The 23965-nt window shown below is 30.6% G+C and carries 23 protein-coding genes; 19 read left to right on the top strand and 4 right to left on the bottom strand.

Going from position 1 to position 23965, the window contains the following annotated elements; translation table 11 throughout:
- Nucleotides 1-153: 153 nt before the first annotated feature.
- From KV700_RS14945 to KV700_RS14935, 3 genes are read left to right on the top strand one after another with little or no spacing between them, the layout of a single operon-like run.
- The gene (locus KV700_RS14945; protein ID WP_166386582.1) at nucleotides 154-918 is read left to right on the top strand and encodes an alpha/beta fold hydrolase; all 765 of its coding nucleotides are present in this window, start codon (nucleotides 154-156) and stop codon (nucleotides 916-918) included.
- A 42-nt stretch (nucleotides 919-960) separates the two neighbouring features.
- Complete coding sequence (yihA, locus tag KV700_RS14940) at nucleotides 961-1572, top strand: ribosome biogenesis GTP-binding protein YihA/YsxC (protein ID WP_166386580.1); 612 nt, start codon at nucleotides 961-963, stop codon at nucleotides 1570-1572.
- 6 nt (nucleotides 1573-1578) lie between these two features.
- Nucleotides 1579-2265 carry an RluA family pseudouridine synthase gene (locus tag KV700_RS14935; RefSeq protein WP_218598366.1) on the top strand — a complete coding sequence of 229 codons (687 nt, stop codon included), beginning with the start codon at nucleotides 1579-1581 and terminating at the stop codon, nucleotides 2263-2265.
- A 408-nt stretch (nucleotides 2266-2673) separates the two neighbouring features.
- On the opposite strand, the gene KV700_RS14930 is transcribed toward KV700_RS14935, so the two are convergent.
- Complete coding sequence (locus KV700_RS14930) at nucleotides 2674-5058, bottom strand: penicillin acylase family protein (protein ID WP_218598365.1); 2385 nt, start codon at nucleotides 5056-5058, stop codon at nucleotides 2674-2676.
- Between the two features lie 97 nt (nucleotides 5059-5155).
- On the opposite strand from KV700_RS14930, the gene KV700_RS14925 reads away from it, so the two are divergent.
- The 8 genes from KV700_RS14925 (at nucleotide 5156) to KV700_RS14890 (ending at nucleotide 14850) form a co-directional block, all read left to right on the top strand.
- Nucleotides 5156-6319, top strand: coding sequence for a DegT/DnrJ/EryC1/StrS aminotransferase family protein (locus tag KV700_RS14925; RefSeq protein WP_218598364.1), 1164 nt, complete (start codon nucleotides 5156-5158; stop codon nucleotides 6317-6319).
- Between the two features lie 105 nt (nucleotides 6320-6424).
- Nucleotides 6425-7435, top strand: coding sequence for a UDP-glucose 4-epimerase GalE (galE, locus tag KV700_RS14920; RefSeq protein ID WP_218598363.1), 1011 nt, complete (start codon nucleotides 6425-6427; stop codon nucleotides 7433-7435).
- A 77-nt stretch (nucleotides 7436-7512) separates the two neighbouring features.
- Entirely contained in the window at nucleotides 7513-8457 is a 945-nt protein-coding gene (locus KV700_RS14915; protein ID WP_218598362.1) for a TIGR01212 family radical SAM protein, read from the top strand.
- A gap of 160 nt (nucleotides 8458-8617) precedes the next feature.
- Entirely contained in the window at nucleotides 8618-9028 is a 411-nt protein-coding gene (locus tag KV700_RS14910; RefSeq protein ID WP_218598361.1) for a carboxypeptidase-like regulatory domain-containing protein, read from the top strand.
- Between the two features lie 527 nt (nucleotides 9029-9555).
- Nucleotides 9556-10263 carry a hypothetical protein gene (locus tag KV700_RS14905; RefSeq protein ID WP_218598360.1) on the top strand — a complete coding sequence of 236 codons (708 nt, stop codon included), beginning with the start codon at nucleotides 9556-9558 and terminating at the stop codon, nucleotides 10261-10263.
- Between the two features lie 292 nt (nucleotides 10264-10555).
- Nucleotides 10556-11230: a YiiX/YebB-like N1pC/P60 family cysteine hydrolase gene (locus tag KV700_RS14900; RefSeq protein WP_254712929.1), complete on the top strand. Its 675-nt coding sequence runs from the start codon at nucleotides 10556-10558 to the stop codon at nucleotides 11228-11230.
- A 479-nt stretch (nucleotides 11231-11709) separates the two neighbouring features.
- On the top strand, nucleotides 11710-11904 hold the full coding sequence (locus tag KV700_RS14895; RefSeq protein ID WP_218598359.1) for a hypothetical protein: 195 nt from the start codon (nucleotides 11710-11712) through the stop codon (nucleotides 11902-11904).
- 111 nt (nucleotides 11905-12015) lie between these two features.
- Complete coding sequence (locus KV700_RS14890) at nucleotides 12016-14850, top strand: pitrilysin family protein (RefSeq protein ID WP_218598358.1); 2835 nt, start codon at nucleotides 12016-12018, stop codon at nucleotides 14848-14850.
- 135 nt (nucleotides 14851-14985) lie between these two features.
- Here the strand turns inward: KV700_RS14890 and KV700_RS14885 are convergent, their stop codons facing one another.
- A complete protein-coding gene (locus KV700_RS14885) occupies nucleotides 14986-15600 on the bottom strand; it encodes an FMN-dependent NADH-azoreductase (protein ID WP_218598357.1) in 615 nt (204 codons plus the stop codon).
- A 119-nt stretch (nucleotides 15601-15719) separates the two neighbouring features.
- Here KV700_RS14885 and KV700_RS14880 point away from each other — a divergent pair, with 119 nt between their 5' ends.
- Nucleotides 15720-16085, top strand: a complete 366-nt coding sequence (locus KV700_RS14880) for a helix-turn-helix domain-containing protein (RefSeq protein ID WP_166386560.1) — start codon at nucleotides 15720-15722, stop codon at nucleotides 16083-16085.
- A 50-nt stretch (nucleotides 16086-16135) separates the two neighbouring features.
- Here the strand turns inward: KV700_RS14880 and KV700_RS14875 are convergent, their stop codons facing one another.
- The gene (locus KV700_RS14875) at nucleotides 16136-16552 is read right to left on the bottom strand and encodes a helix-turn-helix domain-containing protein (RefSeq protein ID WP_218598356.1); all 417 of its coding nucleotides are present in this window, start codon (nucleotides 16550-16552) and stop codon (nucleotides 16136-16138) included.
- Between the two features lie 89 nt (nucleotides 16553-16641).
- Here KV700_RS14875 and KV700_RS14870 point away from each other — a divergent pair, with 89 nt between their 5' ends.
- Together KV700_RS14870 and KV700_RS14865 are read left to right on the top strand one after the other, a co-directional pair.
- Nucleotides 16642-17337 (top strand): hypothetical protein, encoded by a 696-nt coding sequence (locus tag KV700_RS14870; protein ID WP_218598355.1) that lies wholly within the window; start codon nucleotides 16642-16644, stop codon nucleotides 17335-17337.
- A gap of 186 nt (nucleotides 17338-17523) precedes the next feature.
- A complete protein-coding gene (locus tag KV700_RS14865; protein ID WP_218598354.1) occupies nucleotides 17524-18459 on the top strand; it encodes an alpha/beta fold hydrolase in 936 nt (311 codons plus the stop codon).
- A gap of 133 nt (nucleotides 18460-18592) precedes the next feature.
- On the opposite strand, the gene fabD is transcribed toward KV700_RS14865, so the two are convergent.
- The gene (gene fabD / locus KV700_RS14860) at nucleotides 18593-19480 is read right to left on the bottom strand and encodes an ACP S-malonyltransferase (RefSeq protein ID WP_218598353.1); all 888 of its coding nucleotides are present in this window, start codon (nucleotides 19478-19480) and stop codon (nucleotides 18593-18595) included.
- A 307-nt stretch (nucleotides 19481-19787) separates the two neighbouring features.
- Here fabD and KV700_RS14855 point away from each other — a divergent pair, with 307 nt between their 5' ends.
- The 5 genes from KV700_RS14855 to KV700_RS14835 all read left to right on the top strand — a co-directional run bounded on the left by KV700_RS14855 (nucleotide 19788) and on the right by KV700_RS14835 (nucleotide 23885).
- Nucleotides 19788-20498, top strand: a complete 711-nt coding sequence (locus KV700_RS14855; protein ID WP_166386550.1) for a DUF547 domain-containing protein — start codon at nucleotides 19788-19790, stop codon at nucleotides 20496-20498.
- Between the two features lie 258 nt (nucleotides 20499-20756).
- Nucleotides 20757-21242, top strand: a complete 486-nt coding sequence (locus KV700_RS14850) for a rhodanese-like domain-containing protein (RefSeq protein ID WP_166386548.1) — start codon at nucleotides 20757-20759, stop codon at nucleotides 21240-21242.
- Between the two features lie 178 nt (nucleotides 21243-21420).
- Nucleotides 21421-22038 (top strand): TIGR04282 family arsenosugar biosynthesis glycosyltransferase, encoded by a 618-nt coding sequence (locus KV700_RS14845; RefSeq protein ID WP_218598352.1) that lies wholly within the window; start codon nucleotides 21421-21423, stop codon nucleotides 22036-22038.
- Nucleotides 22039-22109: 71 nt separating this feature from the next.
- Complete coding sequence (locus tag KV700_RS14840; RefSeq protein WP_218598351.1) at nucleotides 22110-22925, top strand: purine-nucleoside phosphorylase; 816 nt, start codon at nucleotides 22110-22112, stop codon at nucleotides 22923-22925.
- Nucleotides 22926-23000: 75 nt separating this feature from the next.
- Complete coding sequence (locus tag KV700_RS14835) at nucleotides 23001-23885, top strand: sterol desaturase family protein (RefSeq protein WP_218598350.1); 885 nt, start codon at nucleotides 23001-23003, stop codon at nucleotides 23883-23885.
- Nucleotides 23886-23965 lie beyond the last annotated feature (80 nt).

Here is a 23965-nt window from a genome sequence, read left to right as displayed (position 1 = left end):
TTACCACATTTTACCACTTTGTTAATAAATAACGCTTTTATTAACAATTCATTGCAATTAGAACCCATTTTATTTTAAAAATAGTCCTTTACGAAAACGATATTTATTTCGCAAAAAAGAATTACATTTGCTTCTAAGCCAATTAAAAATTTAATGACTGATAAGTTAACAGAGGAAGGGAAATTTACATATGCAGAAGCTGGAGAAGGACCTGTAATCATTATTTTACACGGATTAATGGGTGCTTTGAGTAATTTCGACTCAACATTTGATCATTTTTCCAATAACGGATATAAGGTTTTAATACCTGAATTACCATTATACTCATTACCCCTTATAAAAACAAATGTTAAAAACTTAGCAAAGTTTTTAAAGGAGTTTTTAGAACATAAAAAAGTAGAACACGCCATTCTTTTAGGGAACTCTCTAGGAGGGCACATTGCATTATATTTTACAAAACATTACCCACAAAAAGTAAGTGCACTTGTACTTACCGGTAGTTCTGGTATGTATGAAAAAGCGATGGGAGATAGTTTTCCTAAAAGAGGAAACTACGAATATATAGAGCAAAAAGCTAGAGAAGTTTTTTACGACCCAGCTATTGCAACTAAAGAATTAGTAGACGATGTTTACAGTACTGTTAATGACAGAATGAAAGCTTTAAAAACTTTATCTATTGCCAAAAGTGCCATAAGACATAATATGGCTAAAGATTTACCCGATATGAAACATCCAACATGTTTAATTTGGGGAAAACAAGACGGTGTAACACCACCTGAGGCAGCAGAAGACTTTCATAAACTTTTATCGAACTCAGAATTATTCTGGATAGATAAATGTGGACATGCAGCAATGATGGAGAAACCAGAAGAATTTAACAACATTCTTCACGCTTGGCTTACTTCTAAAAACATATAATTCTCACTTAGAGAAATTTCAATAAAAAGACACCCCAGTATAATGAAAATTAGATCTGCAGATTTTGTAATGAGTAATAGTAATGTTACGAATGCTCCAAAAGAAAGAATGCCAGAATATGCATTTATAGGACGTTCTAATGTTGGTAAATCTTCATTAATTAACATGTTAATGGAACGTAAAGATTTAGCAAAAATTTCTGGAAAACCTGGAAAAACACAACTTATTAATCATTTTAAAATTAATGAAGAGTGGTTTTTAGTAGATTTACCTGGTTACGGTTATGCTAAAGTTTCAAAAAAGAAAAGAACTATTTTTCAGTTTTTTATAGAAAACTACTTCAAAGAAAGAGAACAACTAGTATGTACTTTTGTTTTAATTGATTCTAGACACGATCCTCAAAAAATTGATTTAGAGTTCATGAAATTTTTAGGCGAAAACCAAATTCCGTTTTGTATTGCTTTTACCAAAGCAGACAAATTAGGAAGCTCTAAAATAAACAAGCAAATTACTTCTTATAAAAAGAAATTATTAAACACTTGGGAAACGCTTCCAATGTCTTTTATTACTTCTTCTTCTACCGGACTTGGTAGAGAAGAGTTTTTAAATTTTATTGATGGAGTGAATAAAGATGTTGCTAAAGATTTTAAATAATCAAAAATGCATTCTACTAAAGAAAATTTACAAATTTTATTTGAAGACAACCACATTATCATTGTAAATAAACGCGCAGGCGATATTACACAAGGTGATAAAACAGGTGATAAACCTTTAAGTGATGTTGTAAAAGAATACATTAAGGACAAGTACGACAAACCTGGAAACGTATATTTGGGTGTTGTGCATAGATTAGACAGACCCACTTCTGGTATTATTATTTTTGCGAAAACGTCTAAATCTCTAGAACGTCTTAATAAGATGCTACGAGAAAAAACAATTAATAAAACCTATTGGGCAGTTGTAAAAAACCATCCGAAGAAAGAAAAAGACACCTTAATTAATTTCTTAAAAAAGAACCCGAAGAATAATAAATCTACGGCATACCCTAAAGAAATTGATGGTAGCAAAAAAGCGATTCTTCATTATGCCGTTATTAAAAAACTAGATAATTACTCCTTAATAGAGGTAGATTTAGAAACCGGAAGACACCACCAAATTAGATCGCAATTATCTAATATTGGCTGTCCTATAAAAGGAGATTTAAAATACGGATTTGACAGAAGCAACAAAGATGGAAGTATTCATTTGCATGCTCGTAGAATTCAATTTATACATCCAGTCACAAAAGAACAAATTACCGTTACAGCACCGACTCCGAAAGAAGTTATTTGGAACGCCTGTTTGTAATTTATCATTCTTAAAACACCTCTAATTGTCATTTTTAACTCCAATTGTCATTTCGAGGCTAGGAGAAATCTCATAGCAATGATAACAAACACCTACCTAATTTTATGGGATTTCCTATAAGGATAAAAATAACAAACTGATTGCAAAACAGCATAACAATTGTCATTTCGACGTTAGGAGAAATCTCATAACAGTGATAACAAACACCTACCTAATTTTATATAATTTTCCACTAAGGAAGAAATGACAAACTGATTGCATAACCGCATAACAATTGTCTTTTCGACGATAGGAGAAATCTCATAACAGTGATAACAAGGACCTACCTAACCTTATGGGATTTCTCCCAAAAGGTCGAAATGACAAAACTAAGTGTTTTATTTTTTTCAGATGACCAAGAACAAAAAACTACTCCATCGGCTTAAAAATCAACACATTTTTACTTTGTTCAATTTCAGCTTGATTTAGTTTCATTTTTACAAATTTCCCTTCTAAGTATTTTTTAGTTTGATTTTTGTAATACCTACTAAACACATTACCAGATTGCCCGGTAGGTATAATTGCTAAACTATTTTCTACATCAGAAAAATCGATAATCCTTCTTGTAGATGGTCCCGCAGCTACTTTATAATACCCCGTACTATCTAGTTTAAAAATCTGATTATTTATCACTTCATTCCCACCAATAGTTTCATAAGGACCTAAGTTAAACAGTTTTCGCAACAATCCGCCTGCTTTACCTATTGCATGCTCATACTCTACTGAGATCACTCTGTTCCAAGTCCAATTTTCTACATTTTCACCTAACTGATTTTGTAAAAATGAAAAAGCACTTTTATAAGACGCTTGTATAATATCACTTTTCGTTTCAACCTTATCTTTCGTAGCAATATTATCCCACCAAACAGAATGCTCTCTATTGAGTTGATTTGGCAATACTTCATCCTGCAATTGAGAATTGATAAACAACTCGAAACTATCACCCAATTCATCTTTATAAGTCGCGCTTAAAAACTCATATAAAAAACGATTGTAAATTGTTGGGCCAACAGCTGTTTTTAAATAATTTCCATCCCAATTTTCAAGTACCGAAAATCCTTTTCTTTCCGATGCAGACAAATCAGATTTATCTACACTTTTTAACAAATCACGAATAATATTAGTCACTGTAGAAGACTTCACATCATAAGTCATACTAGCAATATCTTCTTTTGTAAAATCATTCTTTTTATCTAATAATTCTACAATTCTTTTAGCCCTATCCTGCGGCTGATAATAACCAGGATACAATTCTCCTCTTACAGAATCTACTTGATTATTGGCAGAATACACATAATTCCAACTTGGGTTTATAGCTTGCGGATTTTCTTCAAAAGGTAAAAACTCCAAAATCTCATCATTTCCAGAAGCTCCATTTAAATAAGTTTTAGAAGACAAACTGTCTCTTAGTTGATACAATCTTGCCGAAGAAAACCAAGCAATATTATCTTTTGCATCACCATACATTACATTTAAACCTGGTGCGTGAATTCTAGCAACTCCACTTTTAAAATCTTTCATAGAGTTTGCATGAGACATTTTATAAGAAACATCTAACATTTCATTAGGCAGTTGCGTGTACACCCAATTCATGGCAATAGGTCTATCATCTATAATATGTGTTATTAAATTATTCATTATAGGTCCGTGTTTACTTACTTTTACCAGAAAAGTAGTATCCTCTTCATTCTTTATACGAATGGTTTTGTCCCTAAATTCATATTTTTTATAACCTTCTTTGGTTTTATATTCTGCTGCATCCGCAGGATTATTTTCTTCTACATAAAAGTTTAGATCATCATTTGCCAACATGGTTAAACCATAAGCATATTCTCTATTATGTCCTAATAAAGGAAATGGCATTAAAGCAATATTGAATCCATAAATTTCAAAATCGGGTGTTTTTATATGGTTTTGATACCAAACTGAAGGTTGCGAAAACCCAATATGCGGATCGTTTTCAAAAATCACTTTTCCGTTCTTCGTTTTTTCCGGACCTAGAATCCAAGCATTACTACCAATAAAAGGAGAAACAGGTAAATCGTCCATAATGGCAGCTACTGATTTAGAAAATGTAGCTTCAACTTTAGTTGGAATACTTGTTCTGTTAATTGTTAAATACTCATTATTAGTACTCAATAATTCATTTAAATAAGAATCTCCAAGTTTTTCTTTAATCTCAGTTAATAAAGGATCCGTTTTATGAGCAGCTGCAAAACTAAAAGACATATAACCAAAAACATTATAAATATCTTTCATTGTATACTTCTCTTTCTCCACTCCTACCAACGTAAATTCTAAGGGTGTTTTTCCTTCTTCTATATATTGATTTATTCCATCTAAATAAGACTGGGTTAAAATATAAGATTGAGTCGTTTTATCTAGACCAGCAATTGTTACCTCTGCAGCTTCTTCAATTCCTAACCCTCCAAAAAACTGATCTACACTTACCAAGTCTTTTCCAAAAATCTCAGACAATCTTCCGGACGCAATTCTTCGCATTAATTCCATTTGCCACAATCTTTCTTGCGCATGCACATACCCTAAAGCAACATAAGCATCCTCTTCATTTTGAGCATTGATATGCGGCACACCAATATCATCAAAATAAACCGTTACTTCTTCAGAAATATTTTTCAATTCTAACTCCCCAGAGTATTTTGGATGATATGTTTTAGAGTACACCCAAACAGAAACCACCAGCAAGACTACAAGAATTAACAGAATTTTAAAAAAACGTCCTAAAAACTTCATAAAATTGATTTTTTTCAAAGATAACAGAATTATTATTTACAGATAACTACAAAGAAAATGAAAGTAAGTTGTATTTTTGATGAGCAAAATTTTTTATATGAAAAAAATTCAAATGGTTGACCTACAAGGTCAATATCAACAAATAAAAGAAGCTGTAAATTCTTCTATAGAAGAGGTTTTAAATACTTCAGCATACATAAATGGACCTTTAGTTCATGAATTTCAAGCAGATTTAGAAAAATATCTAGGTGTAAAGCACGTAATTCCTTGTGCAAACGGAACCGATGCATTGCAAATAGCAATGATGGGATTAGGTTTAGAACAAGGTGATGAAGTGATTACTGCCGATTTTACTTTTGCAGCAACTGTAGAAGTAATTGCATTGTTAAAATTGACGCCTGTTTTAGTGGATGTAGATGCAGACACGTACAACATAGATATTGAAGCTTTAAAAAGAGCAATTACTCCAAAAACAAAGGCCATTGTACCTGTTCATTTATTCGGACAAGTAGCAAATATGGATGCCGTTATGGAAATTGCAAAAGAGCACAATCTTTTTGTAATTGAAGACAATGCACAAGCAATTGGAGCAGATTACACCTTTAAAGACGGATCAAAAAAGAAAGCAGGTACTATTGGAAACGTAGGAACAACTTCTTTTTTCCCTTCTAAAAATTTAGGTTGTTATGGAGATGGTGGTGCAATTTTTACAAATGATGACGCATTAGCACATACAATTAGAGGAATTGTAAATCACGGAATGTACACACGTTATTACCATGATGTAGTGGGTGTAAATTCTCGTTTAGATTCTATACAAGCCGGAGTTTTAAAAGCAAAATTACCACTTTTAGATACTTATTGTGAAGCAAGAAGAAATGCGGCTCGTTTTTACAACAAAGCATTATCGACTTCAGAACACATTATTACACCTGTAACAAAGTCGAACGCAACACAAAGTTGTGGAGAAATTTGTGATACTTGCGATTGCCATGTTTTTCATCAATATACATTGCAAATTACAAACGGAAAAAGAGATGCATTGCACAAACATTTGTTAGAAATCGGAATTCCAAATGCGATATACTATCCAGTAGCTTTGCATTCTCAAAAAGCGTATACAGATACTCGTTACAACGAAAGTGATTTCCCAGTTACTAATGAGTTGATAAAAACAGTAATTTCTTTACCAATGCACACAGAGCTAGACAAAGAACAGTTAGAGTTTATTACAAAGACTATTTTAGATTTTGTAAACTAAAAAGGACAGCATTGTTATTTAGAGGAAAAACAACATTGCTATCTTATAATAACCAAACATATTACTGCATTATAATTCCTCTTAATGATGCATAAATAAAACAGAATGAAAAGAATATTAGTTACAGGAGGATTAGGATTTATTGGTTCTCACACCGTTGTAGAATTACAAAACGAAGGTTTTGAAGTAGTAATTATCGATGATTTATCGAACACATCTATCGGTGTACTAGATAACATTACATCTATAACAGGTATTAAGCCAGATTTTCATCAAATCGATTTAAGAATTAAAAGTGATGTAAAAAGCTTTTTCGAAAACAACAAAGTAGACGGTATTATTCACTTTGCTGCTTTTAAAGCGGTTGGAGAAAGCATGCACAAACCTTTAGATTACTACGAAAACAACTTAGGTTCTTTAGTATATTTATTACAAGAAATGAGAGACAGAAAGTTAGATAACTTTATTTTCTCTTCTTCTTGTACCGTTTACGGACAAGCAGATGAATTGCCTATTACAGAAAATGCACCTGTAAAAGCAGCAGAATCTACTTACGGGAACACCAAACAAATTGGCGAAGAAATTTTAAGTGATGCGAGTAGAGCACATGGTTTAAATATTATCGCATTAAGATATTTTAATCCAATTGGAGCACATCCATCTATTAAGATTGGAGAATTACCTCTAGGAGTTCCTCAAAACTTAATACCTTATATTACACAAACTGCTGCAGGTATGCGTGATGAATTATCTGTTTTTGGTGATGATTATGATACCGTAGACGGAACAGCTGTTCGTGATTATATTCACGTAGTAGATTTAGCAAAAGCACACATTGCTGCTTTACAACGTTTGATTAAAAAGAACAATAAAAAGGCTTTTGAGTACTTTAACGTGGGTACAGGAACCGGTAGTTCTGTTTTAGAAGTAATTAAAGCTTTTGAAAAAGCTTCTGGAAAACCTTTAAATTATAAAATTGTTCCTAGAAGAGAAGGTGATATTACTGCTGCTTTTGCAGACACCACGATTGCGAATAAAGAATTGAACTGGAAAACAGAAAAAACGCTAGAAGAAGCATTAGCGTCTTCTTGGAAATGGCAATTAGCTCAAAAATAAAATTCTTAAAAACTCCAATCTTTACCGATTGGAGTTTTTTTTTGATTAAAACAAACTAAATACTTATACTACTTTTCATGAAGATTTCAGGGAAGCGTTATTTAGATTACGCTTCGTTTATCAAATTAACCTTTGGAGAAAGGGTTCAAAAAATATCTTTAGACATTGGCTTTTCTTGTCCTAATAGAGATGGTTCTAAAGGTTACGGAGGTTGCACCTATTGCAACAACGATACCTTTAACCCAGATTATTGCGAACCCAACAAAAGTGTAAAACAACAATTAGAAGAAGGTATTTCTCGGTTTTCTACCAAATATAAAACGCAACAATATTTAGCCTATTTTCAAGCTTATACAAATACCTACTCAGATTTTGAATCCTTAAAGAAAATGTACGAGGAAGCGTTAAGTGTTCCTAATGTTATTGGTTTGGTTATTGGAACAAGACCCGATTGTATTTCTGATGAAGTGATCGATTACTTATCCTTTTTATCAAAAACATATTTTATTTCTCTAGAATTCGGAGTGGAAAGCACTTCGAACAAAACTTTAGAAAAAGTAAACAGATGTCATTCTTATGATGATAGTATTGCTACTTTTAATAAATGTAAAAACAGGGGTTTTCATTTAGGCGCACATTTAATTATCGGTTTACCAGGAGAAACCAAAGAAGATTTGCTTAATCATGCCATTGAAATTTCGAAGCTACCTATAGACACTTTAAAACTGCACCATTTACAGATTGTAAAGCAATCTATCATGGCGTCTCAATACAAACGAAACCCAGAAGATTTTAATCTGTTTACACAAGAAAGCTATATTGCCTTTATAACCAAATTTGTTACTTTATTAAGACCAGATATTGTTATAGAGCGCTTTATTAGTCAAGCACCTATAGATTTGCTAATTGCTCCAAAATGGAACGGACTTAAAAACTTTGAAATGGTTGCTAAAATTGATAAACAACTGGAATTAGAAAATATTTGGCAAGGGAAGAATTATACATCTTATTTGAAAAATTAAGTATAAAAAACACTCTAATTTTCAACTTAAAACAACCACAAAAGAGTTAATTTAGTTTGATTCTAAAATCAAAAAAAGCTAACTTCGTTAACTTCTGATATAAAACATTGAAACGATTTAATATCATTAGAGTTGTAGCAAATTAAAAACTGAACACAAAATGAAATATTTTTTATTAATTATAGCTTCTGCTATGCTATTTTACCCTTTAGAAAATAAAATTAAGCCTGAAATTATATTTGGATCAAAATCTGTTGAATTTAGAAAAGAAAAAGATTCTTTAATAATTTATGGTAATATTAAAGATAATGTCGGAGACTCATTCAAATACGTAAATGTAAATATTCAAAACTCAAATTTGAAAATTAAAGTGAATGAAAACGGAGATTATAAAGTAAATGTATTTGACCTTTTGAATAAAAAAGATGAATTAATCATCCAATTTTCTTTTTTAGGATTTAAAACTGAAAAAAGAAATGTAAAAAAAGAATTATTCAATAGGAATAATATTTTAGAAATTAACATTAAAATGAAAGAAGAAATAACAATAATTGAATGTCCGAATGGATAAAAAACTTGCTACAACACCGTGTATAAAAAATTGCTATTTTTAGCTTAACCCAAAGTCGTTGCATTTTTGCAAACTTATATTTTCCTGCGGAAAATACTCGTTCACAAAATCGCAACTTTCCATAACACAACAACGTTAACGAAACCGAAAATCAATCACAAAAATAAAAACGAACTCTTTCTTGTTCGTTTTTTCATTTTAAAGACTCATTAAACATTTCAATAACTCCCCATATCCAACCTCTATAAATTCGATTGCAATATTTTTAAATCTTACTATTTTCCCAAAATACAACGGACTTAAAAATTTTGAAATGGTTGCCAAAATTGATAAGCAAGTGGGGTTAGAAAACACATGGAAAGGGACGAATTATACGGAGATTTAGAATATTAAACAAGTTGTAAACCTTAGTTTAAAAAAATAAAACCTTAAAAAAACAGCAAAAAACATGCTTGGTTTGGTTTGTTTCAATAGACCAAAAATGTTAACTTCGTTAACTAAATAAATAAAAAATTAAAAACAATACTATGAAAAAAATTTTTACTCTAATTACATTTATACTATTAGTAACAACAAACTTAAATGCTCAAAAGGAGATAGATTCTCTTACTTACGAGAACACTCAAGACATTAACTTTTTTAAGGATATAAAAAATAGAACTTTAGTAAAAAAGTATAAAACAATTAATAACAATGTAATTAAAATTGGAGATACTATTATTTTAGGATATCCAACTTCACAAGAATTTAGCTCTAAAACATACTCTGGTAGTTATGGAAATAAGGCTAGAGGAGGAATTTCAAGCACAAGAAGCACTGCGAAAAAAACTTATGAATTTATAAAAATGGGAAGACCTGCAGGTTTTGGAAGTGTTATGTCTTCCTTAAACGGAGATGCTGAAACAATGGCTAGTAATAGCTTAAAAAATACTAAAGCTATAGTTGAAGAAATAAAAGCTTATCATCAAGGAAGTAAAAAGAAACCGCTATATCTAGTAATGGTTTTAGGAGAAATGAATGGCAAAGCTTTTGGTATAAATAAATATTTAAGCGTAATGAATACTGAATTAGCTATTGAATCTGGTGAAGTTTTGTTGAAAAACAGAAAAATGACAAGAGATGAAGCTATTGCAAAATTAAGAGAGGGTAAAGAATTAATGGAAATCGAAATGATGACTAAAGAAGAGTTTGAAAAATTAAAAAAGGAACTTGGTCCAATAATTAGAAATAATTAAAGTTAATTATTCTCCTCTAAATAAACGTGTATTTTACTAAGAGAGACACCGTCTCTCTTAATACATAAACTTTAGTAAAACACAAAACATCATACAATAACTAAAAAAAACGAACTTTTACAAGTTCGTTTTTTTTATAAATATCATTAGATAAATTCAGCTAAATCTATTAAAACTTATCAATCGGGTAGAAAACATGCTTGGTTAATTGTTAAAATAAAAATCTCAAATAATTCTAGATTTATTTAGTTCGTTGTAATTTTGCGATTCCTAAATTTAGTAACAATAAATCATGAATAAAATATTAAATCAGACTTATCCTTTCCTTATACTCTCTTTAATTTTATTCAGTTGCAAAACTAGTCAAAAGAATAAATTTGAATTGCAACAAGGAGATTTACTATTTCAAAATACAGGAACAGGTGAGATAGACAATGCCATTAAAGACGTAACGGCAACTTCGGTTTCTAAAAACTATTCGCATGTTGGCATGGCAATGCAAAAAAATAAAGAATGGTTTGTAGTAGAAGCGATTCCAAAAGAAGGTATTCGTCAGACTCCATTGCAAAAGTTTCTGAATAGAAATAAAAATAAACTCAACAAGTCTCAAACCACAGTGGCTAGACTAGATAGTTATTACCAACCTTATATTTCTAAAGCAATAGCCTATGGTATTGAAAGAATAAACACACCTTATGATGAGATTTTTTTATGGGATGACAATTCTTATTATTGTTCCGAATTAGTTTATAAAATGTTTTCTTCTCAAGACTTACCTAAAGACTCTGTTCCTTTTCTTACGCACCCAATGACATTTAACGACAGCACAGGAAACCCTATGCCTAGTTGGAAAAAGTACTATGAAACACGCAACCAACCAATTCCTGAAGGAATTGAAGGAACGAACCCGAACTTAATGGCTAGCAGTCCTTTCATCACATTTGTACATGATTATGAAAATGAATAACGCGTAACTTCTTTTCTATAAACAATTGACGCCGTCAGCAATAATTAAAACTCGTTTTGCTGCTTAATTCATAAGTTTAGAATATTTAATAGGTACATCAATCTCCTATTTTATGAAGTATGATCATAAAAGAAAATAAAGGTGGAAAAAAATCTCTATCTAAATCTGATTGATTATTTGACAAATAATTTATAACTAAGTTTTAGTAGATTTACAAAAACAGTTCATAATTCACCCAAACCAGAAACAAAAACCATTAATTACAAGTAATTCTCAAGCTATTCAATCAGTTTCCTGCCTTTTAATGTTCTTATATGATAATTATATCACCCTTAGAATATCATATCCATAAAACCTACTTGTAATATTTTACACATTCATGTTTCTTCACTCTTTTATCGGATTTTAACAGTTATAAATAGACTGCCCTTTCAATTCCCGATAACTTTGTAGCCGATTTATTAATGATACTAGAAAACATGAAACTGATTAAAATTAAAAGAAAAACACGCTTAGAAAAACGATTTACGCCCAAAATGGGAAAACTACACACCAATGTAACCTACATTCAAAAAAGATTATTTAATATCATACCTATAGAAACGGTACACAAATATAGAGAAACATATTACGGAGAAATTAAAGATTGTGAAGACTGTGTTTTATCTAAATAATATTCAAAATCCTAAACTAAAGTTTAGGATTTTTTTTGCATTATATTTAACAACACAAAAATATGCTCATCAATAAATAATAGTATTTTTAAAAGCTTAAAATCAACCAAAATGAAAAAAATATTACTTGTACTCTTAGCAACAACTTGCTTATTAAGTTGTAAAAAATCATCCGAAGAAAACACACCAGAACTGAGTATCAATTATAAAAAAATTGAACTAGAAAACGGCTTAGATGTTGTTTTTCATGTAGACAAATCAGATCCTGTTGTAGCAGTAGAATTAATGGTGCATGTTGGATCTGCAAGGGAAGTGGAAGGTAGAACGGGTTTTGCTCATTTATTTGAACATTTATTATTCTTAGAATCAGAAAATTTAGGGAAAGGTGGTCTAGACAAAATGAGTGCTAAAATTGGTGGTTCTGGTGCTAATGGATCTACCTCTAGAGACAGAACAAATTACCTACAAACCATACCAAAAGATGGTTTAGAAAAAATGATTTGGGCAGAAGCAGATAAATTAGGCTATTTTATAAACACCGTTACAGCCCCCGTTTTAGCAAAAGAAAAACAAGTTGTTAAAAACGAAAAAAGACAAAGTATAGATAACAGACCGTATGGACATAACCAATATGTAATTGGTAAAAACTTATACCCAAAAGACCATCCATATAACTGGCAAGTTATTGGCTCTTTAGAAGACTTACAAAATGCAACCTTACAAGACGTAAAAGATTTTTATAAGAAATGGTACGTACCAAACAATGCTACTTTAGTCTTGTCTGGAGATATAGATATTGCACAAGCTACAGAATGGGTTCACAAATATTTTGATGAAATACCAAAAGGAAAAGAAGAAATACCTGCATTGACTAAAAGACCTGGTATTGTTAAAGAAACCAAGTTTTTATATTACGAAGATAACTTTGCCAGAGTTCCGCAATTAACAATGGTTTGGCCAACTGTAGAGCAATACAATCCGGACTCTTATGCGCTAGATGTGTTGTCTCAATATTTAACAGATGGTAAATCAGCCCCTCTTAATCAAGTTTTAGTTGATGATTTAAAATTGACTTCTAGAACAGGTATGTACAGTAGAAATTCTGAATTGGCAGGTGAAATTCAAATTTCTATCCGAGCTTTTAACAATGTAAAACTAGACGATGTAAAAGCTGGAGTTGAAAAAGGATTGGCTAAGTTTGAAACTGAAGGAATTTCAGAAAAAGATTTAAATAGAATTAAAGCAGGTCAGGAAACTAATTTTTACGCAAGTCTTTCTAGCGTTTTAGGTAAAGGAACCAACCTTGCATCTTATAACACCTATTTGGGCAACCCAGGCTTTGTAACAGAAGATATTAAAAGAACACTATCTGTAACTACAGAAGATGTAATGCGTGTTTATAATAAATATATAAAAAATAAAAATTATATAGCAACCAGTTTTGTTCCTAAAAGTAGTGCCGAATTAGCAGTAACAAATTCTCAATTAGCAGATGTTGTTGAAGAAAAAATTGTAACAGGTGCAGAAGAAAATTTTGATGCTAAAATTGCTGCAACGTACGAGAAAACACCTTCTTCTTTTGACAGAAGTGTAGAACCAAATTATGGTGAAACCCCTTCTTTAGCAGTTCCTAAAGTATACGAAAGTAGTTTAAAAAATGGTTTAAAAATCTTTGGAATTGAAAATGATGAAGTGCCTTTAGTTCGTTTTAATATAACAATAGATGGAGGCCAATTATTAGAATCTATGGATAAATTAGGTGTTGCTAACTTAACTGCAGATTTATTAAATAAAGGAACCAAAAACAAAAGTGTAAAAGAATTAGAAGAAGCTATTCAAGAATTAGGCGCTTCTATTTATGTCTATTCAGATGTTGAAAACATAACTTTAAGCGGAACAACTTTAGCTAAAAACTATGATAAAACATTGGCTTTAGCCCAAGAAATTTTATTAGAACCAAGGTTCGATGAAAACGAATTCGATTTACTTAAAAAAGCTACTATTGCTAATTTACGTCAGCAAGAAGCGAGCCCTAATTCTGTAGCAAGAAATGCTTACAATGAATTAATTTATGGAAAAGAAAACATCCGTTCTAAAAATATTTTAGGATCTACAACATCCGTAGAAACAATTTCTATAGAAGATTTAAAAACGTACTACAACAAGTACATTTCTCCTTCTGTAGCTAAAATGTTGGTTGTAGGTGATATTTCTAAAGAAAAAGTAATTGCTTCTTTAGAAACTTTAAATACTAATTGGAAAGCTAAAGAAGTTACAATTCCAACTTACATAACACCAGAAACACCAACTAAACCTACTGTTTATTTTTATGATATTCCGAATGCAAAACAATCTGTTATACAGTTTGGCACACCCGCTTTAGCGGCAACTGATAAAGATTTTTATGCCGCTTCTGTGATGAATTATATTTTAGGTGGTGGTGGTTTTGCTTCTCGTTTAACACAAGAATTACGTGAAGGAAAAGGATATACATACGGAATTGGCTCTAGGTTTTCTGGTACAAAAGCAAAAGGTGCTTTTACCATTTCTAGCAGTGTAAGAACTAATGTTACTTTAGAATCTGCTCTATTGGTAAAGCAAATTCTAGAAGAATACCCAACTACTTTTTCTGATAAAGATTTAGAAACTACAAAAAGTTTCTTAATTAAAAGTAACGCAAGAGCTTTTGAAACCTCTAGAGCAAAATTAAATATGTTGTCTAATATTAGCGATTATGGTTGGAGTGCAGATTATGTAAAAGAGCAAGAAAACACCGTTAATAACATGACCAAAGAACAAATTACAGCATTGGCTAACAAATATGTAAATCCTAATAAAATGATTTGGTTAGTTGTTGGTGATGCAAAAACACAATTAGAAAGAATGAAAGAATTAGGGTACGGAGAACCAATTTTATTAAATAAAACACAGAGAATTAAAAATTAAATTTAAGATAATTCCATAGAAAAGCCCCAATTTCAACTTTAAAATTGGGGCTTTTCTTATTCTTAAATTAATTATTTTAAGCAAAAAAAACTTAATAGCCTTACTACTATATAAATAACTTAAAATGAATACTAATTAATACCATTGATTACTTACTACTTTAATTTCTTCTTTTGCATCGGCTATCATTTGATTCGATTTGTCTGCATACTCTATCATACCAAACTTATTGATAGCTTGAGCAGGAATTCCAAGAAAATTAAATGCTGTTATTAAAAAAGGAGTCGCAAAATTAACACTTTTATAAGGCTCTATTCCAAAATCACTACCACTTGTCATTAATATCAAAGCTTTTGTGTTTTCACAAAACCCTTTAATTCCAGTTTCAGTATATCCAAAAGTTTTTCCAGCCTGTATAACTGCATCAAACCAAGCTTTTACGGTTGCAGGAACTGAAAAATTATACATAGGGCTTGCCAAGACAACAAAATCGGTATCCAATAATTGTTGCATCATTTTATCATTTTTAGCTAAAACTTTCTGTTCTTCATCAGTAAGCTCTACACCTCCAAAATTTCTATTTACATAAAGATTCAAATTTTCTTTTAATAATAAATCTGGCGCTTCTTCTGCCAAGTCAATAAATGTTATTGCTGTTTTTTCTTGATTATTTTCGATAAAGAAATCAAGCATTTTTTTTGTATTTGAATTCTCTCTTGGAGTGTAACTTAAAATTAGTGTTTTTTTCATTTTAATATCCTTTTATTAAGATTCACAAATTTATAGTAAATTTGCTATACAAAGTATATCACTATACTAAAAGATAGTAGTATACTTTAGTATAGTGGCTAATCTAAATAAATCTAAAGATGAACAAAAAAAAGACTGAAACGGATATTTACACACCTACAGAATGTAAAAAATTTATTCTTCCTGTTCGAGATGTCATAGATATCATTGGTGGAAAATGGAGATTACCAATTATTATAGCTCTTTCTTTTAAAATTCACAGATTTAAAGAATTAGAACGTCAAATTGAAGGAATAACTCCAAGAATGTTATCTAAGGAATTAAAAGAATTAGAAATAAATGGACTAATAAACAGAGAGGTATTTAATACAATACCTGTTTCTGTTGAATATAGTCTTACGGATTATGGAAAATCTTTAGATAAAGTAATTGAAACGATGAGAGACTGGGGATTAACTCATAGAGACAAAATAAAGAATGAATAAAAAAACGATTTCATATCATTAGGGCTGCATACCATTTGATAGCAACATTATCAGAAATTAAGTAACATAGAATTATAACGACCTTGAACTGATTGAATACCATAAGACTTATCTAAATTCAAACCTTTTATATCCTTTATTTTATTAAATTCTCGCATATTAGCATCTCCCCACAAACTGAACTCTATAATTATTGGAGTTAAACGAATTCCTTTATCTGTTAACAGATAAATATTCTCTTTTTTATTTTCAGGAATTTTTGTCTTGAAAATTAATTTATAAGACTCTAATAATTTTAATCGTGCAGACAAAATACTAGGGGCTATACTTTCGTCCGAATTAGATATTTCTTTGAATGTCTTTTTATGTTTAATTAACATATCTCGTATAATTAACAAAGACCATTTATCTCCTATAACATCTAAGGTAGAAGAGATTGGACAACCAGAACGAAATTCTTTTTTCATTTTCAACAGATTATTACTTTCAATTCGAAAGTAATTATTATTTTTGCTTTCAATTCAATAGCAAAAATACAAAATTTAAAACAAAAACTATGTTAGCAGGACATTTTACCACCGCATTAATTGCCAAACAAAAGTTCCCAAAAGGAACATTACTTTATTTTTTAATCATATCACAATTACAGGATCTATTGTGGTTTACCTTCCATTATTTAGGTCTTGAAGTTACTGAGCCAAGTGATGCTTTTGATGCCACTTTAAGTAATATGGCTGTAGATATGTTATATAGCCATGATTTAGCACCTTTATTATTTTGGCTAGCTATTGCATTTATATTTGGAAAATTATTATTTAAAAGCACGCAAATAGGATTAGTAAGTATGGCTTTAGTATTGGTACATTTTATATTAGATTTCTTTTCTGGCCATATGCATCATCTGTTTGGATCTGGCACAATGGACGCTGGTCTTGGTTTATATGCTTCCAACGTATATTTAGCTATTTTTATAGAAGTAATATTCATCATTGGATCACTTTTATATTTCTTTAAAGGAGAGGCAAAAAAAGGAATTATACGAACCACTAAAAACAGAGTTGCTATAATTTCTGTTTTCGCTTATGGAATTGTTTTTATGTCACTAATTGCAACACGTTCTTTTAGAGAAATTTTAAGTATACCAGCATTTGATTTAGGTTTTAACACCAATATGCCTGTCCTTATTTTTACTTATGTAGCAATGCTTTATTGTTTGTATTATTTTCTACCTAAATTTAATACCACAAAATAATAATGAGAATTTTAAAAACAATCTCAAAATAATTCATTTAATATGTCTCTAGGTTTTTAAAAGCTAACTACGTTAACTGCTGATAGAAAACATTGCAACCATTTTAAAAGATAATACCTTATACTTTTAGTACGTAATTTTTACGCTAACATATAATAGCAATTTCACACTATAAATTGAATAAAAATGAAATCATACAATTCAAATGTTGCTTGGAAAGAAATAAACGCTTTACTTCCCTTCGACTTTCAAATTAAAGAAAATAACCATCCGGTAGAAGAATCTTGGGATTGGAAAGGCAATCAAATTCATCTTGACCGGTATCCAAATTCAAAATCAGAATATCGAATTTTTCTTCATCACGGAGTTGGAACAAACGGTAGACAGATGAATATGATTTTGGGTCATAAATTAGCAGAACTGGGCTATGATGTTGTTGCTATGGACAACTTAGGCTACGGAATGACCGAAGTAAACCAGAAAGATATTACGTACGATAATTGGGTTCATTGCTTTGCAGACTTCGTTAACGAAGAAACCAAACGAGATTATAAAAAGCCCGTTCTTTACGGATTAAGTGCAGGCGGAATGCTTTGCTACAATTCTGCTTGTCATATGGACGAAGTTCACGGAATAATAGGAATGTGTTTTTTAAAAAATGACGATAAAGAAGTAGGTAAAGCAACTGCAAAATTTGGTTGGTCTAATTGGTTTCTTTTTCCAATTGCTAACCTTTTAATAAAAATGGGTATAAAACGAGTACCATTTCCAATGAAAGCTGCCTCTAAGATGAATGCTTTAACAAACAATAAACAAGCGTTAAAAATTTTCTTAGAAGACAATGCATCAGCAGGGGCAAATATACAATTGCAATTTTTGTATGATTATACTCACTATAATTTACCTATTCCGGTAGCTGAATTTGACAAATGTCCTATCCTTTTAACACAGCCAGAAAAAGATAATTGGACACCTTTACACTTAAGCGAAATTTCAATGAAAGGAATAAAAGCACCTTACACTGTAAAGATTCTAAAAGGTGGTGGTCATTACCCAATGGAAGAAACCGCATTAAATGAATTATTAAAATATAGTAATGAGTTTATAAAAAATCTAAATTAAAGACCGGCTAATAGCAATCTATATAAAGAATGCTACGCTTCATGTACTAAACGGTAACGAAACTAAAAATTAGCAACAACAAAAAACGAACTCTCACAAGTTCGTTTTTTTTATATAAAATATTTCATAAAATCTATTCAAACAAAACTGCTCCAGAAGCAGCAACAGATCTATCAATTTTACGCATTAAACCCTGTAACACTTTACCCGGTCCAACCTCAACAAATTCTGTACCACCATCAGCAATCATTGCTTGTATACATTGTGTCCATTTTACTGGTGCCGTTAATTGTGCTATTAAATTCTCTTTAATTTCTTCCGGACTCGTAACTGCCTTTGCAACCACATTCTGGTACACAGCACATGTAGGTTTACTAAAAGTAGTTGCTTCAATAGCAGCTGCTAATTCAGCTCTTGCAGGCTCCATCATTGGCGAGTGAAACGCACCACCAACAGGTAATAATATAGCTCTCTTTGCTCCTTTTTCAGTTAAAACAGCACACGCTTTTTCAACCGCAGCAATTTCACCAGAAATAACCAATTGCCCAGGACAATTATAATTTGCAGCAACCACTACTCCATCTATTTCTGCACACGTTTCTTCCACAATAGTATCTGCCAAACCTAAAACTGCCGCCATTGTACTTGGTGCAGCTTCACATGCTTTTTGCATTGCCAAAGCACGTTTAGAAACCAATTTTAAACCATCTTCAAAAGTTAAAACTCCATTTGCAACCAAGGCAGATAATTCTCCTAAAGAATGTCCTGCAACCATTTCTGGTTTAAAAGAATCTCCTAAAACTTTCGCTAAAATTACCGAGTGTAAAAAGATTGCAGGCTGCGTAACTTTCGTTTCCTTTAATTGCTCTGCAGTTCCTTCAAACATAATATCTGTAATCGAGAACCCTAAAATCTTGTTTGCTTTTTCAAAGTATTCTTGCGCCAATGCAGACTTTTCGTATAAATCCAATCCCATTCCTGTAAATTGCGCTCCTTGACCCGGAAAAATATATGCTTTCATAAAATATGTATTTTAGTAACTATTTATTCTTTTAATTGGCTGCAAAAATAATCATTTTTATTTGAAGCTAATCCCGCTTTCCGCACTCGCTTTTTTGTAAAAACAAAAAGAGCTCAAACAATTGCTTCAATCGGGGCTAAACCACTTAAAAGACCTATTGTAAAACTAAAAAAGCTATTTTTTTTTAATAACTTCACCTCTTTAAATTGAATAATAGAACACATTAATCTTAATTTAACAAGAATTGGAATCATTTTTGTAATCAACTAAAAAACATTTCGTCTATACTAATAGAAATTATATAAAAATGAAAAAAATACTTTTAACACTAGTTACTCTTTTTACTTTATCACAAGTAAACGCACAAACATCAATTTTTAACAGCTTATTGCAACAGCACGTTACCAAAAGCGGAATTGTAGATTACAAATCATTAAAAAAAGAGGAAGCTAAATTAGACAGCTACATTTCTTATTTAGAAAAAACAACACCAACTAGTTCTTGGTCTACCAATAAACAAAAAGCATTTTGGATGAATGCATACAACGCATACACCATTAAAATTATTTTAGATAATTATCCTCTAAAAAGCATTACAGACATCAAACAAAAAGGAAAAACTGCTTGGAAAACTCCTTTTGCAATAGTAGGCGGAAAAACATATACTTTAGATGATATTGAACATACCATTTTACGTAAAAATTTATTTGACCCAAGAATTCATGTAGGTGTAAATTGTGCTTCTGGTTCTTGTCCTAAATTAGGAAACGAAGCTTTTACAGAAGAGAATGTAGATGCAACCTTAGATAAACTAATAAAAGGTTTTGTAAACGACCCTACGAGAAATAAAATTTCTGCTAAAAAAATTCAAATCTCATCAATTTTCGATTGGTTTAAAGAAGATTTTACTAAAAAAGGTTCAATTATCGATTTTTTAAACAAATACTCAGAAACTAAAATAAACCCGAAAGCAAAAATTAGTTATCTAAAATATGATTGGACTTTAAACGGAAAATAATATTTTTAATTTTCATATAAAACATCAAAAATAAGTATGCCGTTGCACATTAAATAAAATTTGCAAGAACCATACCCCACAACAAAGAACTTGGAAACAAGTTCTTTGTCTATTATAAAAGGATTTGACAATTGTATAAAACAAAAAAAACTTTAACTTTATAGCTTTATATAAGCTGACTTACCTTTTAAGAATACTCTAAAAAAATCGCTATAGAAATTAAAGTCAAATAACACTTACCAAAGGAATACCTATAAAATGAAGAAAATTTTAATTCTTTTTCTACTAATAACATCAACACTAACTGCACAAAAAAAGTTAGATAAATTGTTAAACAAATTCAACAAGAACAATGTTCCTTATATTTCTGTAGATACATTAGCAACTACAAAAACTTTTCTTTTAGATGCTAGAGAAGAAAAAGAATATAAAGTCAGTCATTTAAAAAATGCTATTCTTGTAGGTTTTGATCATTTTAATATCACTAAAACTTTAGAGAAACTGCCAAAAGACAAAAGTGCAAAAATTGTTGTGTATTGTTCATTAGGTATTCGTTCAGAAATTGTTGCGCATCAATTAATTGAAAAAGGGTATACGAATGTTTTTAATTTATATGGCGGAATTTTTGAGTGGAAAAACAATAATTATCAAGTCATTGATACTTTAGGTAACCAGACAGAAAAAATACATACTTTTAATAAAGAGTGGAGCAAATGGCTTTTTAAAGGAGAGAAGGTTTATTAAAAAGTAATCCGTTTTAGTATACAGTTTTCACTGTTGTAATTTTTAAAATAAGTTTGCAGTATACAGTAACAGTTTTCTGTGATCACTCTTTTGTTAAAATAAAAATAGGTTAAAATATAATTCTTACTACATTAAAAACTTAGTCTATGTTTCTAAGTGATGAAAACTTGATACATTAATGGAAAATAAAATAAAAAGTAAAAACTTACTCCTAATCTTCACCAGAAACCCAGAATTAGGCAAAGCAAAAACACGTTTGGCTAAAACCGTTGGTGATGAGAAAGCTTTAGAAATCTATAAATTCTTATTAGATAAAACGAAAGAAATAACCTCTAAAGTAACATCTGATAAAGCGGTTTATTATTCTGTAAAAATTAGAGAAAATGATATTTGGGATGCAAAAAGCTATCAAAAACACCAACAAGTAGGAGAAGATTTAGGCATTAGAATGTTAAATGCTTTTAAACATAGTTTTGCCGCGGGGTATCAAAAAGTTATGATTATTGGTAGCGATTTGTTTGATTTAACCTCAGAAAATATAGAAAATGCATTCCAACAACTAGACTCTAATGACGTGGTTTTAGGACCTGCAGAAGACGGTGGTTATTATCTTTTAGGAATGAATGCTTTACAAGAAGATATCTTTAAAAATAAAGATTGGGGAAAGGCTTCAGTTAGAAAAGATACATTAATAGATTTACAAGATAAAGCAGTATTTTTGTTAAAAGAACTAAATGATGTGGATGTTTTTGAAGATATTGAGCATCATTCTGCATTTCAACAATTTTTACAATAACAAATTTCCCTAGAATTCAGTCCAGAAGGGAATATAATTTAGGTCTCGACTGCGCTCGACCAGACAACAAAATGAAAAAACAACAATTACAAGAAACCATCGATTTTTTAAAATCAAACGGAATTACAAATCCAGAAATAGGAATTGTTTTAGGAACAGGATTAGGGAAATTAGTAAATGAAGTTGCTATTGAAAAAGAAATTCTGTATTCAGAAATACCAAATTTCCCAGTGGCAACGGTAGAGTTTCATTCTGGTAAATTAATTTATGGAGAATTGTCTGGCAAAAAGGTAATTATAATGGCAGGTCGTTTTCATTTATATGAAGGCTATAATGCTTGGGAAGTAACTTACGGAATTAGAACCATGCACGGTTTAGGCATTAAAAACCTACTAATTTCTAATGCTTCAGGAGCCATTAACTTATCTTATAAAAAAGGAGAGTTAATGCTAATTGAAGATCATATTAATTTGCAAGGAAGTTCTCCTTTAGCTTTTAAAGGAGCCAATAATTTTGGAAATATTTTTGCAGATATGTTAGCACCATATTCCGAAGAAATAAATAGTAAAATTATTAAGATTGCCAAAGAGCAAAATATTTTATTACACAAAGGCGTTTACACCAGTGTATTAGGCCCACAATTAGAAACAAGAGCCGAATATAGAATGTTGCAAATTTTAGAAACAGATGCCGTTGGTATGAGTACGGTACCTGAAGTTATTGTTGCAAAACAACTAAATTTACCTTGTGCAGCCATTTCTGTGTTAACGGATGAATGTGATCCTAAAAATTTACAATCTGTAGATATTTCAGAAATTATAGCTATTGCAGGTGAAGCAGAACCTAAAATGATTGCATTGTTTAAGGAGGTTATAAAAGTGATATAGTTTAATTTAAACAAAATTAGAGTACGTTAACCCCTTCAGGTTTTAAAAACCTGAAGGGGCAATATTACCAACATAATGAACAAATACCTAGATATCATAAAAGACTCTTATTCCGGTTATTGGAATTACGTAAAGCAATCTGTTTTAATGGAACTAGATTGGGAGAATTATTTTTACGGATTAATTGTAATTTCTTTAGTAGTTTGGGGATTAGAAATACTTTTTCCTTGGCGTAAAAATCAATCAATTTTTAGAAAAGATTTTTGGTTAGACACCTTTTATATGTTCTTTAATTTCTTCTTACTAAATTTAATTGTCCTCATTGCCTTATCTAATTCGGCAGCAGAATTGTTTAATGATATTTTAGGTATTGTAGGTTTATCTATTACCAGTTTTCAGTTGTTAGAAATTAATAACTATCCGTTTTTTGTTAGAATATTTATCTTTTTTATTGTGATCGATTTTGTACAATGGTGGACTCACAGACTATTACATCAATTCGAATTTCTTTGGAATTTTCATAAAGTACATCATTCGGTTAAAGAAATGGGCTTTGCTGCACACTTACGATACCATTGGATGGAACCGGTGGTTTACAATTCTTTAAGATACGTTCCGTTGGCAATTATTGGAGGTTTTTCTGCACAAGATGTTGTCTTTGTACACTTTTTTAATATTACGATTGGGCACTTAAACCATGCGAATATTAATTGGGATTATGGTTGGTTAAAATATATTTTAAACAACCCAAAAATGCATATTTGGCATCATGTAAAAGAGTTGCCAGAAGATAGAAAAAACGGGGTAAACTTTGGGATAACGTTAAGTATTTGGGATTACATTTTTAAAACAAATTATATTCCATATTCTGGTAGAGATATCGAATTAGGTTTTGATGATGAAAAAAAGTTTCCGAAAGACTTTATTCATCAAGAAATGTATCCGTTGGTTAAAAAATAACGAAACTTGGCAAATACTCTTAGCCCTGATTGAACGGTCTGTTTGAGCTCTTTTTTGTTTTTTTTTTACAAAAAAAGCGA

The sequence above is a fragment of the Polaribacter sp. NJDZ03 genome (assembly GCF_019263805.1).
GTDB lineage: Bacteria > Bacteroidota > Bacteroidia > Flavobacteriales > Flavobacteriaceae > Polaribacter.
This window is presented reverse-complemented; position numbering and strand designations above follow the sequence as displayed.